Source organism: Capnocytophaga sp. HP1101, from assembly GCF_054772415.1.
On the sequence record NZ_BPUU01000019.1, the window covers coordinates 27,273 to 41,579 of the forward strand.

Below are 14,307 nucleotides of genomic sequence, written 5' to 3' on the forward strand. Positions count from 1 at the left end.
AGTAAGTGGATAGGTTATCCTCATCATTTATTCGTCGTTTGTCATTAATTTGGTTTTATTCGCATTATTTACTACTTTTGCCCTCGTTTTAGCACAGCCCTTATGAACGAACACATCAAGCATAGCCGAAGTTACCGCACTATCAAAACCGTTAAAACCGTTTTCGACGATTATTACTTAGACCCTCTCATCGGACTCATTCCCGTGGTAGGCGATGGTGTTACACAGCTCTTTAACCTTTCTTTCTTCTATCTGTCTATCTTCAAAATAAAATCCTATGCCCTTACGGTTGCTATTCTTCGCAATATCCTACTCGATATTCTCATCGGTATCATTCCGTATCTGGGTATTGTGTTAGACTTCTTTCACAAATCCTACAACCAAAATTACAACCTCATCAAGGCTTTCGTAGATAACGATACCTATATAATTAATAAGGTAAAACGTCAAGCCCTGCCCACCACCATTCTAATTATCGTTATAATGGCACTCATTGGGGTTGTTATTTACTATTTGGTAAGTTTTCTTATCTCATTGTTTTCAAGTATTTACCATTGGGTAGTAGCACTTTTTTAAGATAAAAAACCTAATTGTGCATTGCAATTTGCATTTTGTTTTATATCTTTGTAGCGTTAAAAAAGAGATAAAGATGAACGATTTTCTTAACACTCAGGAAACCCGAAAGAACAACCGCACTAAAAACACCGTTGCACTAATAGTAGGTGCGGTATCTTTTGTTGTAGTATTTTTAGCAGTATTCTTTACAACACGCTATCTTACAAGCTCCCTCTTTTCAGGAGCTAACCGCGATTCGCTTACCGATGAAATGAAAAATCAAGTAGCTAAAATGAACCAGCAGTTACCACAAATGATAGAAGAGGGAGTACGCTTAGATAGTGTTGCCCTAAAAGAGAAAAGAACTATGGGGTATTATGCTACCCTATTTAATTTCGATTCCGAAGAAGTGCAGTTCAACACACCAGCAGCTAAGGAAGCTATTGTACAAAATCTAAAAATCAATCGCGGAACAATGCGCTTTTTCATCGATAATAATATAGTGATATGTTACTGCTACTACGATAAGAATAAAAAATTCGTAACCGAAATAAGAATACCCCCATCACTATACAAATAACACTAAAAACTAATAACTGAACACTAATGAATATTATCATTGCCATTGACGGCTATTCGTCAACCGGAAAAAGTACTACTGCCAAAGCCGTAGCCAAAGCCTTAGGCTATGTCTATATCGATACAGGTGCGATGTACCGCGCCGTAACTTATTTAGCCTTAGAGAAAGGCTACGCTTCCACCTCGGGTATAGAAGTAAAACCTCTGATGAAAGCCCTCCGAAAGTCGGAAATTAAATTTAAGTACAACCCCGATTTAGGATTTTCAGAAATCTACTTAAACGGTAAAAATATCGAAAATGAAATACGCGGTATTGAGATTGCTAATTGGGTGAGCGAAATAGCCAAACAACCCGAAGTGCGCACCTACTTAGTAGATTTGCAACGCAAAATGGGTAAAGACAAAGGTATTGTAATGGACGGGCGCGACATCGGCACCACCGTATTCCCCGAAGCTGAACTCAAAATATTTATGACCGCCAGCGAACAAGTGCGTGCTCAGCGTCGTTATGAAGAACTTCAAGCCAAAGGTGATAACTCCTCATTCAGCGAGGTGCTCGCCAATATCCAGCATCGTGACCATATCGATACTACCCGCAAAGAATCTCCTTTGCGCAAAGCCGATGACGCCATAGTCATCGATAATACCCACCTCACTATTGATGAACAAGTACAAAAAATTTTAGCAATTGTTAATTGTTAATTGTCAATTGTCAATTGTTTTGTATCTTTGCCCCCGAAAATAAAGAAGAATAACTATGTGTGATCAACATACTTGTGGTTGTAACAATCCTGAAACGCGCCACAATTGGACAAAAGAAGAAATAATGGCTATTTACAACAAGCCACTAATGGAGCTCCTCTACGAAGCTGCTACCGTACACCGTAAATACCACGACCCTAACTCAGTACAAGTCTCTACCCTCCTCTCTATCAAAACGGGGGGCTGCTCCGAGGACTGTGCCTACTGTCCGCAATCTGCTCGTTACGAGACTGAAGTAAAAATTGAGAATGCCGATATGATGAGCGTTACTCACGTGAAAGCCCAAGCACTCCGCGCTAAATCGGCAGGGGCTTCACGCGTGTGTATGGGTGCTGCCTGGCGCAATGTGAAAGATGGCCCTGAGTTTGAACAAGTGCTCGAAATGGTGCGTACTATCAACAAACTCGATATGGAAGTGTGCTGTACCCTCGGGATGCTCACCGAAAACCAAGCTCAGCGCTTAGCCGAAGCAGGTCTGTACGCCTATAATCACAACCTCGATACCTCCGAAGAATACTACAAGGAAATCATCTCTACTCGTAGTTACGACGACCGTCTCAAGACCATTGATAATGTGCGTAAGACAAATATTACTGTTTGCAGTGGAGGAATTATTGGTATGGGTGAATCACTCGAAGACCGTGCAGGAATGCTTGTAGCGCTCTCCACGCTCAATCCTCAACCTGAGTCGGTGCCTATCAATGCCTTAGTACCCGTAGAAGGAACGCCTTTAGAAGATTGTGAGCCTGTAGATATCTTTGAGATGGTGCGTATGGTAGCTACCGCCCGCATCGTGATGCCTCAATCACAAGTGCGCCTTTCAGCAGGTCGTACTCAGATGAGTCAAGAAGGACAAGCCTTGTGCTTTTTTGCAGGAGCCAACTCTATTTTTGCAGGCGATAAGCTCCTCACCACTCCTAACCCCGATATCAATGAGGATATGCAAATGCTTGGTGTACTGGGTATGCGCATTCAAAAGCCGTTCGAAACTCACCCGCAACCTCATACGGTAGAAGCTAAGGATTCTCAATATCACTCTTTAGGTGAAAACCCTAAATGGACGCGCCCTAACCATAAAATAGAACGTAACGAAGAGAAAAGGAGAACGCGAGTTGCTGAAGTATAGAGCGTCGCACACTTTGCCAAAGTTTCAAACTTTGGCAAAGTTGAAAAAAATATAATTCTTATCTCTTACTTGATATGAATCCTGAAATCCTCAAAGAAATCATCACTACTCCTATGCCTTATGGCAAGTATAAGGGTACTATGATAGCCGATTTGCCCTCCTATTACCTCGAGTGGTTTAGCACTCAAGGCTTTCCCAAAGGTAAGTTAGGAATGCTCTTGGCAACTACCTTTGAGATTAAAACCAATGGATTACAAGAAATTATTGATAATCTAAAGAAATATGTTAATCAAGAAAGTTAACGGAAAGCAACCTACCTTCGGGGAAGGTTGCTTTTTTGCTGAAAATTGTACCTTAACGGGCGATGTACAGCTCGGCGACCGCTGTACCGTGTGGTATAATGCCGTAATTCGCGGCGATGTGAACACTATCCGCATAGGCGATGACACTAATATCCAAGATGGCGTAGTGATTCACGCTACCTATCAAACGTACCCCACCACTATTGGCAACCGCGTGTCCATAGGGCATAACGCGATTGTGCACGGTTGTACCATTGAAGATGATGTCCTCATAGGTATGGGCAGCATTGTAATGGACGGTTGTGTAGTGGAAAGCTATAGTATTATAGCAGCAGGCGCGGTCGTACCTCCAAATACCCATATAGAAAAAGGAAGCCTCTATGCAGGTGTTCCTGCTAAAAAACTAAAAAATATTACCGACGAACAGAGAGCACTCATTGAAAGAACTGCTATAAACTATCCTAAATATGCAAGTTGGATAGAAAAATAAGAGATATATTTCTTATTGATTATCAGTGATAAAGATATATTATTTAAAATTATTCTATCTATTATTTGGATATATTCAAAATAGTATGTACCTTTGCCCCCGTATTAGTGAAGGAATATAATAGTAGTAGTGTTTTTATATTTCGTTTGCGATTCCTTGTGAAGTCTATATTCTTTTTTAGTGTTTTTAATAGTTGTTACCATTTCTTCACAAGTGAATTAGTTAGTTTTACATACAAAAGTCCGGCGTGTTGTACACCGGACTTTTTTTGATTTTACTGTATTATTTTTGTATATTAATATAAAAGTAGTATCTTTGCCATTATTTTTTAAACTAAGAAAACCAATGAAAAAAATTATTGTAGCTGCAATGCTTGTGTTTTTCTCAGCAAAAGCATTTGCTCAGAGTGATTTCCGCCAACATCAAGTGAACTTGAATATCCTGAATGCTATATGGTTAGCTTCTGTAGAGTTAGGCTATGAACATTACATAGCTCCTAATCAGTCTATCGAAGGAACCATTTTCTTTAACGATCGCTTTTCAGTGTTTCCTAGAAAAAATGGAGAAAAGTATAGAGCTACTAGTATTCAAATAGGGTATAACTACTATTTTGAAGAAGATGGAGGTACAGGACTTTTTGTGAATCCTTTTATCAAACAACGCTTTGGAACATTTTCTGAAGATGGTGTAAAAACTCGCTTGGACAGCTTTATCTTAGGTGTAGGAGCAGGGTACCAATGGAATCTCGACGATACCTTTATTATTGCTCCTTTTGCAAATATCGCACGAAACTTTGGTAGACAAGTAAACGATAATAAGAAGTTTTGGGCTATCGAACCTAACTTTGGTATTAAGATAGGATACAAATTCTAAATGTATACTTACATTACTAAAAAAGGCTACCTTTTGGTAGCCTTTTTTATTTTTTGCTTTTCACTTTTCATTCGTCATTAAACTGAAACGCCGTATTCTCTCAGGGCGTCGTTTAGTGAAGTTTTCTTATCGGTGGAGGCTTTGCGCTGCCCAATGATAAGCGCACAGGGCACTTGATAATCACCTGCAGGGAAGTGCTTGGTATAGCTACCAGGGATCACTACCGAGCGTTCGGGTACATAGCCTTTGAGTTCCTTAGGTTCACTACCCGTTACATCGATGATTTTAGTAGAGGCTGTAAGCACTACATTGGCACCCAATACCGCTTCTTTGCCCACGTGAACGCCTTCTACCACGATGCAACGCGACCCGATGAAAGCCCCATCTTCAATGATGACTGGAGCTGCTTGCAAGGGCTCTAACACCCCTCCAATGCCTACACCCCCGCTGAGGTGCACATTCTTGCCTATCTGCGCGCAACTGCCCACAGTAGCCCACGTATCTACCATTGTACCTTCATCTACGTACGCCCCGATATTCACATAACTGGGCATCAAAATAGCCCCTTTGGCAATAAAAGCCCCACGACGCGCTACAGCAGGGGGTACTACACGTACGCCTTTTTCGTCGTAATTGTGCTTGAGCGGAATCTTGTCGTGAAACTCAAAGATGCCCACTTCCACAGGCTTCATACTTTGGATAGGGAAGTAAAGCACTACCGCTTTCTTCACCCATTCGTTTACTTTCCAGCCGTCGGCAGTAGGTTCGGCTACGCGCAATCTACCTAAATCAAGGAGGTGAATCACCTCGCGAATGGTTTGTTGTACGATTTCTTCACGAAGCAACGAGCGGTTGTCCCACGCTTCGTTTATCATTTGTTTTAAGTGTTCCATTATTATTAAGATAATTGTTTTATCGCTTTTTCAAGAGTTTCTATTTTTGCCAATGCATCGGCTTCTTTCTTGCGCTCGTTCTCTACTACTTGAGCAGGAGCTGAACTCACAAATTTCTCGTTAGACAGTTTCTTGCGCACCGAGTTTAAAAAGCCTTGTGTATAGGTGAGTTCTTCTTGTAGTTTTTTGAGTTCTTCCTCTACATTTACAGCACCTTCCATTGGGATAAAGTACTCATTCGCTTTTACGCGGAAGGACATAGCACCTTCTAAAGCACTGTCTACTTCGGCAATAGCACTGAGGCCTCCCATTTTAGCAATCACTACATCAAAGCGTGAGGATACTTGCTCTTTGTTGAGTACCGAAAGACTGAGCGGTGTTTTAAAAGGGATATTCTTCTCTTTGCGCACAGTGCGAATGCCTGCAATTACTTCGGCAGCAAAGTCGAACTCGGCTAAGAGTTTTTCGTCATAAGGCTGTACGCTTGGATAGGTGGCTACTATCAAGGCTTGCTCGGGGGTACGAGGGGCTAAACTTTGCCAAATCTCTTCGGTGAGGAAAGGCATAAAGGGGTGCAAGAGTTTGAGTAGGTTCTCAAAAGCGGCTACCACACCCTCGTAAGTCGCCTTGTCCATCGGTTTGCCGTATTCGGGTTTTACCATCTCCAAAAGCCAAGAACAAAAGTCGTCCCAAGCCAGTTTGTAAATAGCCATTAAGGCATCCGAAATGCGGTATTTCTCAAAATGGTCGTCTACTTCGGTGAGTACGGTGTTGAACTTGGCGGTAAACCACTCCAAAGCCAACTGTGCTGCGGCAGGTTGTGCCACCTTGTCGTCCACTTGCCAACCTTTTACCAACTGATAGGCGTTCCAAATCTTATTGCCAAAACCTTTTCCTTGCTGACAAAGGGCTTCGTCAAACAGTAGGTCGTTACCCGCAGCCGAGGAGAGCAAGAGCCCCACGCGCACCCCATCAGCACCGTAATCGGCGATGAGTTTGAGGGCATCGGGCGAGTTGCCTAAGGATTTTGACATCTTGCGGCGTTGCTTGTCACGCACTAATCCAGTGAGGTACACATTGCTAAACGGACGTTCGCCTTTGTATTCGTAGCCTGCTACGATCATTCGGGTTACCCAGAAAAAGAGGATATCAGGTCCCGTTACCAAATCATTGGTAGGGTAGTAGTAGTTGATTTCAGGGTTGTTAGGCTCTAAAATGCCGTTGAACACACTCATTGGCCACAACCAAGAAGAGAACCAAGTGTCGAGTGCATCTTCATCTTGTCGCAAATCAGCTTCAGTAAGCGCAGGGTTACCTGATTGCTCTTGAGCTAATTTGAGGGCATCGACTTTGTTTTCAGCTACTACAAACTGCTCTTTGCCTTCGCCGTAGTAGTAAGCCGGAATCTGTTGTCCCCACCACAGCTGACGCGAGATGTTCCAATCGCGTACGTTCTCCACCCAATGGCGATAGGTATTCTCAAACTTCTTGGGGTAGAGTTTGATGCTTTCATCTTCCAAAACCGCCTTAATTGCGGGTTTGATAAGGGTGTCCATTTTTAGGAACCACTGGTCGGATAGGCGGGGTTCAATCACGGCTTTGGTGCGTTCGGAAGTCCCCACTTTATTGGTGTAAGTTTCTTTTTTGAGCAGTGCTCCTATTTGTTCCAACTCTGCTGCGATTTCTTTGCGCACCACAAAGCGGTCTTTGCCAGCATAATGCAAACCGTAGCTATTCAGCGTAGCATCGTCGTTGAAAATGTCTACGACTTCTAATTGATGTTTGTCGCCGAGCACTTTGTCGTTTGGGTCGTGAGCGGGAGTTACTTTCAGGCAGCCTGTACCAAATTCAGTATCCACGTACTCATCTTCAATAATCGGAATCACGCGGTTGCAGATAGGCACAATCGCTTTTTTGCCGCGCAGGAGTTGCCAACGCTCATCGTTCGGGTTGATGCACACAGCGGTATCTCCAAAAATCGTTTCGGGGCGCGTAGTAGCAATCACCAAATAGTCGTTAGTACCTTCAATTTGATATTTGATGTGATACAGAAAGCCTTGACGTTCTTCGTAGATTACTTCTTCGTCTGAAAGGGTAGTTTTTGCTTCAGGATCCCAGTTTACCATACGGTGACCGCGGTAAATCTGACCTTTGTTGTACAAATCCACAAACACTTTGATTACTGAAGCCGAAAGAGCGTCGTCCATAGTGAATTTAGTGCGTTCCCAGTCGCAAGAACAACCTAATTTTTTGAGTTGTTCGAGGATCACCCCACCGTATTGGTGCGTCCATTCCCACGCGTGAACAAGGAATTCCTCACGAGTAAGGTCGGATTTCTGAATACCTTGTTCTTTGAGTTTTGCTACGACTTTAGCTTCCGTAGCAATAGAAGCGTGGTCGGTACCAGGCACCCAGCAAGCGTTGAAGCCTTTGAGGCGCGCACGTCTAATGAGCACATCCTGAATGGTGTTGTTGAGCATATGCCCCATATGGAGCACCCCTGTAACGTTAGGGGGCGGAATCACAATAGTGTAGGGCGTACGCTCATCGGGTGTGGAGTGGAAATAGTTATGGGTAAGCCAATAGGCGTACCATTTTTCTTCTAATTCAGTGGGAGTGTATTTTTTCGGTTCTGTCATATTGATTGCTAATTTGCTAATCTACCAATCTGTCAATTTACAAATCTGTTAACTTTTATTCTGACTGCAAAGGTAGTAAAAAAATATCAATTACCAATTTTATATTACTTTTTGCCTATAATATCACCTTTTTACTTTCGTTTTTCCTTGATTTTACCCTTGAAAATCTTAACTGTTTTTAACATTCTTGACTTACCTCTTAATGTCTAATCCTCAACCACTTATACACTCTTTGTATAACAATCGTCCAAGATTCGTATAAGCTTCCTATAAGCTTTGTATAAGCTAACACTATCTTAAATACACTCTTGCAACTATTTCTTATGTTTCTGATACCCTCCGATTACCTCCGAGTTTTTCCGATAACTACATATGATTACTATTATTGGCATTTCTGGTATTATTGGTATTTTGGGTATTAAAAAATAATCTCTACTTTTGCACTCTCATTCATTTACTAATTTTCAAATTTGCTAATCTACTAATCGAAGTATATGACCCGTCGTGAACTCTTAGAAAAAGCCCCCATACCCACCGTATTCCTCAAATACGCCTTGCCCAGTATCATCACTATGTGCTTCTTCGGCTTACAAAACTTAGTCGATGGTATTGTCGTTGGTAACTACATCGGTGCAAATGCCTTAGGAGGTGTAAATGTTATTATGCCTCTCTATAGTGTTATTATGGTCATTGCCTTAATCGTTGGCATCGGCTGTCAAACCTTAGTAAGTCAAGGGCTCGGCGCTGGTGATACTGCTAAAGCACAAACAGCAATGAGTACCGGCTTTTGGAGCTTACTCATCGGCAGTGTCTTTGCCTCTATAGTACTATTCACAGGAATGCACTTCTTCATTCCTCTTTTAGGTGCCGACGAAGTCCTCTTCCCTCACGCTTATGCCTATCTAAAAGGTTTAGTGTGGTTTAACCTACCTTCTCCCTCTGTTTCTATTTCGATTTAATGCTTAAAAGCCTCGGAAAACCCATTACCTCTACAGTGATAATGAGCTTGGTAGTATTGCTCAATATTGCTCTGAGCCTATTATTTGTTTTAAAACTGCAATGGGGAGTAATGGGCACTAGTATAGCTACAGGCATTGCCTTTACCATTGCCGCATTCATTTCAGGAGCTATCCTCATTGCAGGCAGACACTCAGTGAGTCTACTCAAAGGTCGCTTTTCTTTCCCCCTACTATGGCGTGCTAGTTATAATGGTTCTTCCGAAGGCGCTTCCGAACTCTCTTCTGCAGTAAGTATCTTGATTATCAATAATATTATCATAAGAATAATGGGCGCTGATGGTGTGTCGGCTTTTACAGTACTCAGCTATACTAACTTCATAGGAATATTACTCTTCTTAGGCATCTCCGACGGTATGATACCCGTAATGGGCTATGTATTCGGAGCTAAACAATTCACCCGCCTCAAAGCTTTTTTTAATTTTATTGCTAAAACCAATTTGCTCATAGGAATTGCTGTTTTTGCCGTTTTGCAATATTTTGGAACTGAAATTATAGGTCTGTTTTTAAAAGATATCCATTCACACGTAGCTATTATCGCTCATCAAGGTTTGCGCATCTTCTCATTTGTTTTCTTGGTAAACGGATTTAATATATTAGTAACCAGCTTCTTTACCGCCATCGGGAATGCCTTAGGTTCTATCATTGTCGCTTCCTTGCGTGGGGTAATATTCATAGGCATCGGAATGCTCATCCTTCCCTCGTGGTTAGGCGAAAAAGGTATCTGGATCACCCTTGCCCTTTCTGAATATCTCACCCTCGTAGTTACTGTTTTACTGTACAGAAATAAAATGAAAACATTAGCAATTTGATAAAATAAAGAACTCTATTAGAGTTTGTTACTGAAAGAATAGTGCGATTTGAGCCTCCTGAAGAAGGTATTCCGTTTATAAACTGCCCTTGGAACAAAATCAAAGGAGCACTCTTGTGTAAGACAATACTCTTACGCACAGCTTTTTTAGCTCTTGCATATTTCGTTAAAAACAGAAGAAAATAAACTAATTAGTAGCCTTTAAACATTAATTATTAATATGAATCAAGAGTTGAAAAATCATTATTGCTGATATGCAGCGCATTGTTGCTTTTGCATCACATCTCCCCCTTTGGAGGAAGTCTGCGAGAGCAGAGTATGTGAATAGGGGAGGTTTATAATAAGTAATTTAATTCAACTCTTGATTCACACTATTAATCACTAACCATTAATCACTAACCATTAATCATTGACCTTTTCCATTGCTTCGTCAAACAAAGTCTTATAAAACTCAGGTATTTCTTTTTGGAATTTGTTTTTGTAAACCCTTTGAAGAACCTCATAAGGTTGCAGGTTGTTTAAAGTAATTTCCTTTTGCAACGGCTCTTTTGTATTGTGCTGTTGTTGTTTGTAGCGCACATCAATGCGCGCTAAGCGCACGTGTTTATGAGCAATAGCTTTAAGTATACTATTTTTCAGTTCAGGAGCGGGTTCATTTAGCAATACTTTTACTCCTAAATAAGGAGCTGGACTATCCGCATTACCTTTAGGAAGGGCAGATAAAGCATTCAATACTTCTTCAATTGGTAGCGGTTGTTCAGGTATACTTAGCAGAGGAGTATGCAACGGGAGAGGCACCGTTTTAATCTGTTGTACATTATTTTCTTCCAACGAAAAAACAACTACTTGATGCAGATAGTGTTTTTCTGAAAATGATAAAGGTATAGGACTTCCTGAATAGCGTATATGCTCCTTGCCTCCTAAAGCTTGTGCTTTGTGAATATGCCCTAAAGCAATGTATTGCAAAGTATCAGGAAAACTTGTAGGCTTCACTCCTTCCATTCCGCCGATAATAGGACGCTCAGCGGTATCCTCATCGTTGAGAGTTACTCCCGAAACGTGTAAATGCCCCATAGCAATCAGCGGTTTCCCTTTCGCAATAGCCAAAGCCTTTTCCGTAATTTCTCGGTAGAAAGTACTAATCCCATTTGTATAGTCAGATAATGTACCTTCAGCTTTAGGAGTATCACCCAAACGCAAAAAAGGTACAGCAAGACAATAAGCGGTTACTTCCCCTTTTTCGTAAAGCGGAATAATAAGGCGGTCATAATCTATTTCCCTTTGTTCATTCCTTTTTACGTAGCCCACTAAATGTACTTGTGTATCTTCTAAAAGCGGTTGAGGCATCTCAAGGCGTACAGGCGAATCGTGATTACCTGCAATAGCTATAATTTGCAACTGCTCAAAGCGCTCAGTCGCCTGATGAAGAAAATGATAAAACTGCTTTACCGATGCTACCGAAGGGTTAGCTGTATCAAACACATCTCCACTGATAAGCAATACATCAGTGTGTTGTTCTTCAATAATTTGCAAAAGATTATCCAAAAAAAATTGATGTTCTTTGTAGCGGTCGTACTGGTAAAACGTTTGTCCCAAATGCCAATCGGCTGTATGTAGAAAGTTCATTTTTTAAATATTTATTTTCTCAAGTGGCAAAAATAGTGTATATTTGCCATATTTTTATAAACCAATGGAAAATAATTATAAAATGGTAGCCAAAACTTTCTTTGGTTTTGAAGATATTTTGGCTGACGAATTGCGCAATTTAGGCGCTATGCACGTAACAAAAGGAGTGCGTAGTGTACAGTTTGAAGGTGATAAAGGCTTTATGTATAAAGCAAATTTATGCTTGCGTACTGCTCTAAAAATACTCAAACCTATTCATTCTTTCTATGTCCGTACTGAAAAAGACTATTACCAAAAGCTCTATGACTTCGATTGGCAGTCTTACCTAAGCGTAGACCAAACCTTCGCTGTTACAGCTACTTTGCAAACCGAGCTTTTCAATCATTCACAATATGTGGCTTTAAAAGCTAAGGACGCCATTGCCGACGCTTTTCGCAATGCTACAGGTCGTCGCCCCAATGTAGATGTACTTCACCCCGATGTGGCAATACATATTCACATTCAGCGTAACGAAGTAATTGTATCACTTGATAGTTCAGGTAATTCACTCCACCAACGCGGATATCGTACAGCTACCAATATAGCACCCATCAACGAGGTGTTAGCAGCGGGTATCTTGCTATTAAGCGGTTGGCAAGGACAGTGTGATTTTCTTGACCCTATGTGTGGTAGTGGTACTTTCTTGATAGAAGCAGCTATGATAGCTTGTAATATCCCAGCTAATGTGCACCGTAAAGAATTCGCTTTTGAACGTTGGAATGACTTCGATGAAGAGCTATTTAACCTTATTTTTAGCAGTTGTATTAAGAAAATACGTGAATTTAACTATCAAATTGTAGGATATGATAAAGCACCGTCAGCAGTAGCTAAAGCCAAAGATAACCTAAAAAATGCTGATCTATCTGAGTACATTCAAGTATTTCAAAAGGACTTTTTTACTACTGAAAAAGAAGATAAACAACAACCATTACATATGGTGTTCAATCCACCTTATAACGAGCGCCTACAAACAGATGTAGAACAACTTTACTCATCTATTGGGAATACTCTTAAACATCATTACCCCAATACCGATGCGTGGTTTATTACTTCTAACTTAGAAGGTATAAAATATGTAGGATTGCGTCCTTCACGCAAAATAAAGCTTTTTAATGGTAAATTAGAAAGCCGTTTGTTGCAATATAAGATGTACGAAGGCAGTAAGAAAGCTAAGGCTCAACAAGCCGAAGAATAAAGTGTTACCCCACAAACGGCATTACCATCAAATAAAAATTAAGGTATTGCCCCAATAATATTGAGATAGCTGTTCCGAAGAGGAACAGCTTTTTTTGTTTGGCTCGTGAAGAGAGGAGCACTAAGAAGGGTAATCCAAAGCTGAGCACCAGCATCACTACTATAGCCGTGCCATAACCTTTGCTGAAAAGGGTTTCGTAGTAGATAGTTTCTTCAGGAATTTGGGCGTACCATATCAGCATATATTGCGAAAACCACAAATAAGCCCATAGCATAGAAAATCCAAATAGGTATTTGCCTAAATCGTGGTAATGTGCAGGCTTGCTAAACAGCGTGAGCAAAGCTACCCCCGATAACAAAAAACTACTAAGTACTTGCCACGCAAAAAGCGTACTATGCCAATCGTTAATTTTCGGGAACCAATCCCACGCCATTGGGGTTTCGGTGAGAAAAAAAATCGCTAAGAAAAGTACGTGAGGTGCTAAAGAGCTGCTTTTGCGTCCTACAGTTCCCCCCTTGGGGGGGGCTAGGGGGAGGTTTAGATAACGGTAGACACTCCAAATCACCATATACCCTACACTCCTCAACAAAAAATACCCCTCACTATTCGTAAAGTACAACACCGCGAGCAATGCCAACAACACTCCCCATAGTGGTGTGGTAATCTTCTTCATCGTGGGGTACAAATCACTGAGCCACTCGGCTTTCGTTACTTTGTTAATAGCATAGAATACCAAGACCCCTACCATTGTAAGCGCCACAAACAATAAAGTGAATAGTGAAAAGTGAATAGCCATACTTTGTTACCTGTTACTTGTTACCTGTTACCTGTTGAATGAACATCGTTACTTGCCAACGCTCTTTTTCATTGAGTTGGTTAGCAAATGAACCCATCGTATTCCTGCCGTAATAAATCACGTGATAAATACTGCCTTCGGTGAGCTCACGACTTTTGTAATTGGGCACCCCGAAGATCTTCTCGCGCTGTACTAAGAGACCTTTGCCATCGCCTTTTTCGCCGTGGCAGAGGGCACAATACACCTCGTACAATTCCTTGCCTTTGGTGAGATTTGCCGCTCGCTGGAGTGTATCGGTAGCCAAAGGATTGTGCAATTCGGCTTTAGCCTGCTCATAGCCCTCTTGAGTATTGGGGTAGCTGTAAGGCAAAGCCCCGCGTTTTACGGTGTGCTCAGGGGGTGTGAGGGGCGCTACTTCGTAGGGCTTGTAGGCCGGACTGTCGTACATATCAGGGGCGAATACGACATTGCGCTCTTGCTTGTTGCGGCACGCTATTAACATTAGGAGTAGTATAAAGATTCCAAACCTCCCCCTAGCCCCCCCCAAGGGGGGAATGTAGTGACGCAAAAGCGACATTTGTAACTTTATGGATACTTTCAAATTC

Annotated in this window: 15 protein-coding genes; 10 read left to right on the top strand and 5 right to left on the bottom strand. The window is 41.5% G+C overall.

Annotation, left to right across the window (positions count from 1 at the left end):
• The first annotated feature begins 102 nt into the window (after nucleotides 1-102).
• From RCZ04_RS10575 to RCZ04_RS10605, 7 genes are all read left to right on the top strand, one after another.
• Nucleotides 103-576 carry a DUF4112 domain-containing protein gene (locus RCZ04_RS10575; protein WP_460486006.1) on the top strand — a complete coding sequence of 158 codons (474 nt, stop codon included), beginning with the start codon at nucleotides 103-105 and terminating at the stop codon, nucleotides 574-576.
• 73 nt (nucleotides 577-649) lie between these two features.
• The gene (locus RCZ04_RS10580) at nucleotides 650-1,135 is read left to right on the top strand and encodes a hypothetical protein (RefSeq protein ID WP_460486007.1); all 486 of its coding nucleotides are present in this window, start codon (nucleotides 650-652) and stop codon (nucleotides 1,133-1,135) included.
• A 26-nt stretch (nucleotides 1,136-1,161) separates the two neighbouring features.
• A complete protein-coding gene (gene cmk / locus RCZ04_RS10585) occupies nucleotides 1,162-1,836 on the top strand; it encodes a (d)CMP kinase (RefSeq protein ID WP_460486008.1) in 675 nt (224 codons plus the stop codon).
• A gap of 55 nt (nucleotides 1,837-1,891) precedes the next feature.
• The gene (gene bioB / locus RCZ04_RS10590; protein ID WP_460486009.1) at nucleotides 1,892-3,022 is read left to right on the top strand and encodes a biotin synthase; all 1,131 of its coding nucleotides are present in this window, start codon (nucleotides 1,892-1,894) and stop codon (nucleotides 3,020-3,022) included.
• A gap of 74 nt (nucleotides 3,023-3,096) precedes the next feature.
• The gene (locus tag RCZ04_RS10595) at nucleotides 3,097-3,324 is read left to right on the top strand and encodes a DUF3820 family protein (RefSeq protein WP_460486010.1); all 228 of its coding nucleotides are present in this window, start codon (nucleotides 3,097-3,099) and stop codon (nucleotides 3,322-3,324) included.
• Nucleotides 3,305-3,814: a gamma carbonic anhydrase family protein gene (locus RCZ04_RS10600; RefSeq protein WP_460486011.1), complete on the top strand. Its 510-nt coding sequence runs from the start codon at nucleotides 3,305-3,307 to the stop codon at nucleotides 3,812-3,814. Before RCZ04_RS10595 ends, RCZ04_RS10600 begins: the two co-directional genes overlap by 20 nt.
• Nucleotides 3,815-4,159: 345 nt before the next feature.
• Nucleotides 4,160-4,687 (top strand): DUF3575 domain-containing protein, encoded by a 528-nt coding sequence (locus RCZ04_RS10605; protein WP_460486012.1) that lies wholly within the window; start codon nucleotides 4,160-4,162, stop codon nucleotides 4,685-4,687.
• A 77-nt stretch (nucleotides 4,688-4,764) separates the two neighbouring features.
• Here the strand turns inward: RCZ04_RS10605 and RCZ04_RS10610 are convergent, their stop codons facing one another.
• A complete protein-coding gene (locus RCZ04_RS10610) occupies nucleotides 4,765-5,580 on the bottom strand; it encodes a 2,3,4,5-tetrahydropyridine-2,6-dicarboxylate N-succinyltransferase (RefSeq protein ID WP_460486013.1) in 816 nt (271 codons plus the stop codon).
• A gap of 5 nt (nucleotides 5,581-5,585) precedes the next feature.
• A complete protein-coding gene (locus RCZ04_RS10615) occupies nucleotides 5,586-8,219 on the bottom strand; it encodes a valine--tRNA ligase (RefSeq protein ID WP_460486014.1) in 2,634 nt (877 codons plus the stop codon).
• Nucleotides 8,220-8,713: 494 nt separating this feature from the next.
• On the opposite strand from RCZ04_RS10615, the gene RCZ04_RS10620 reads away from it, so the two are divergent.
• Both RCZ04_RS10620 and RCZ04_RS10625 read left to right on the top strand, forming a co-directional pair.
• Nucleotides 8,714-9,178: an MATE family efflux transporter gene (locus RCZ04_RS10620; protein WP_460486015.1), complete on the top strand. Its 465-nt coding sequence runs from the start codon at nucleotides 8,714-8,716 to the stop codon at nucleotides 9,176-9,178.
• Nucleotides 9,178-10,047 (top strand): MATE family efflux transporter, encoded by an 870-nt coding sequence (locus tag RCZ04_RS10625; RefSeq protein WP_460486016.1) that lies wholly within the window; start codon nucleotides 9,178-9,180, stop codon nucleotides 10,045-10,047. The genes RCZ04_RS10620 and RCZ04_RS10625 overlap by 1 nt, the downstream gene beginning before the upstream one ends.
• 401 nt (nucleotides 10,048-10,448) lie before the next feature.
• Here the strand turns inward: RCZ04_RS10625 and RCZ04_RS10630 are convergent, their stop codons facing one another.
• The gene (locus RCZ04_RS10630; protein ID WP_460486017.1) at nucleotides 10,449-11,672 is read right to left on the bottom strand and encodes an exonuclease SbcCD subunit D; all 1,224 of its coding nucleotides are present in this window, start codon (nucleotides 11,670-11,672) and stop codon (nucleotides 10,449-10,451) included.
• Nucleotides 11,673-11,736: 64 nt separating this feature from the next.
• Here RCZ04_RS10630 and RCZ04_RS10635 point away from each other — a divergent pair, with 64 nt between their 5' ends.
• The gene (locus tag RCZ04_RS10635; protein ID WP_460486018.1) at nucleotides 11,737-12,906 is read left to right on the top strand and encodes a THUMP domain-containing class I SAM-dependent RNA methyltransferase; all 1,170 of its coding nucleotides are present in this window, start codon (nucleotides 11,737-11,739) and stop codon (nucleotides 12,904-12,906) included.
• A gap of 4 nt (nucleotides 12,907-12,910) precedes the next feature.
• On the opposite strand, the gene RCZ04_RS10640 is transcribed toward RCZ04_RS10635, so the two are convergent.
• Together RCZ04_RS10640 and RCZ04_RS10645 are read right to left on the bottom strand one after the other, a co-directional pair.
• Nucleotides 12,911-13,702 carry a hypothetical protein gene (locus tag RCZ04_RS10640; protein ID WP_460486019.1) on the bottom strand — a complete coding sequence of 264 codons (792 nt, stop codon included), beginning with the start codon at nucleotides 13,700-13,702 and terminating at the stop codon, nucleotides 12,911-12,913.
• Nucleotides 13,703-13,715: 13 nt separating this feature from the next.
• Complete coding sequence (locus RCZ04_RS10645) at nucleotides 13,716-14,204, bottom strand: c-type cytochrome (RefSeq protein ID WP_460486020.1); 489 nt, start codon at nucleotides 14,202-14,204, stop codon at nucleotides 13,716-13,718.
• Nucleotides 14,205-14,307: the final 103 nt, after the last annotated feature.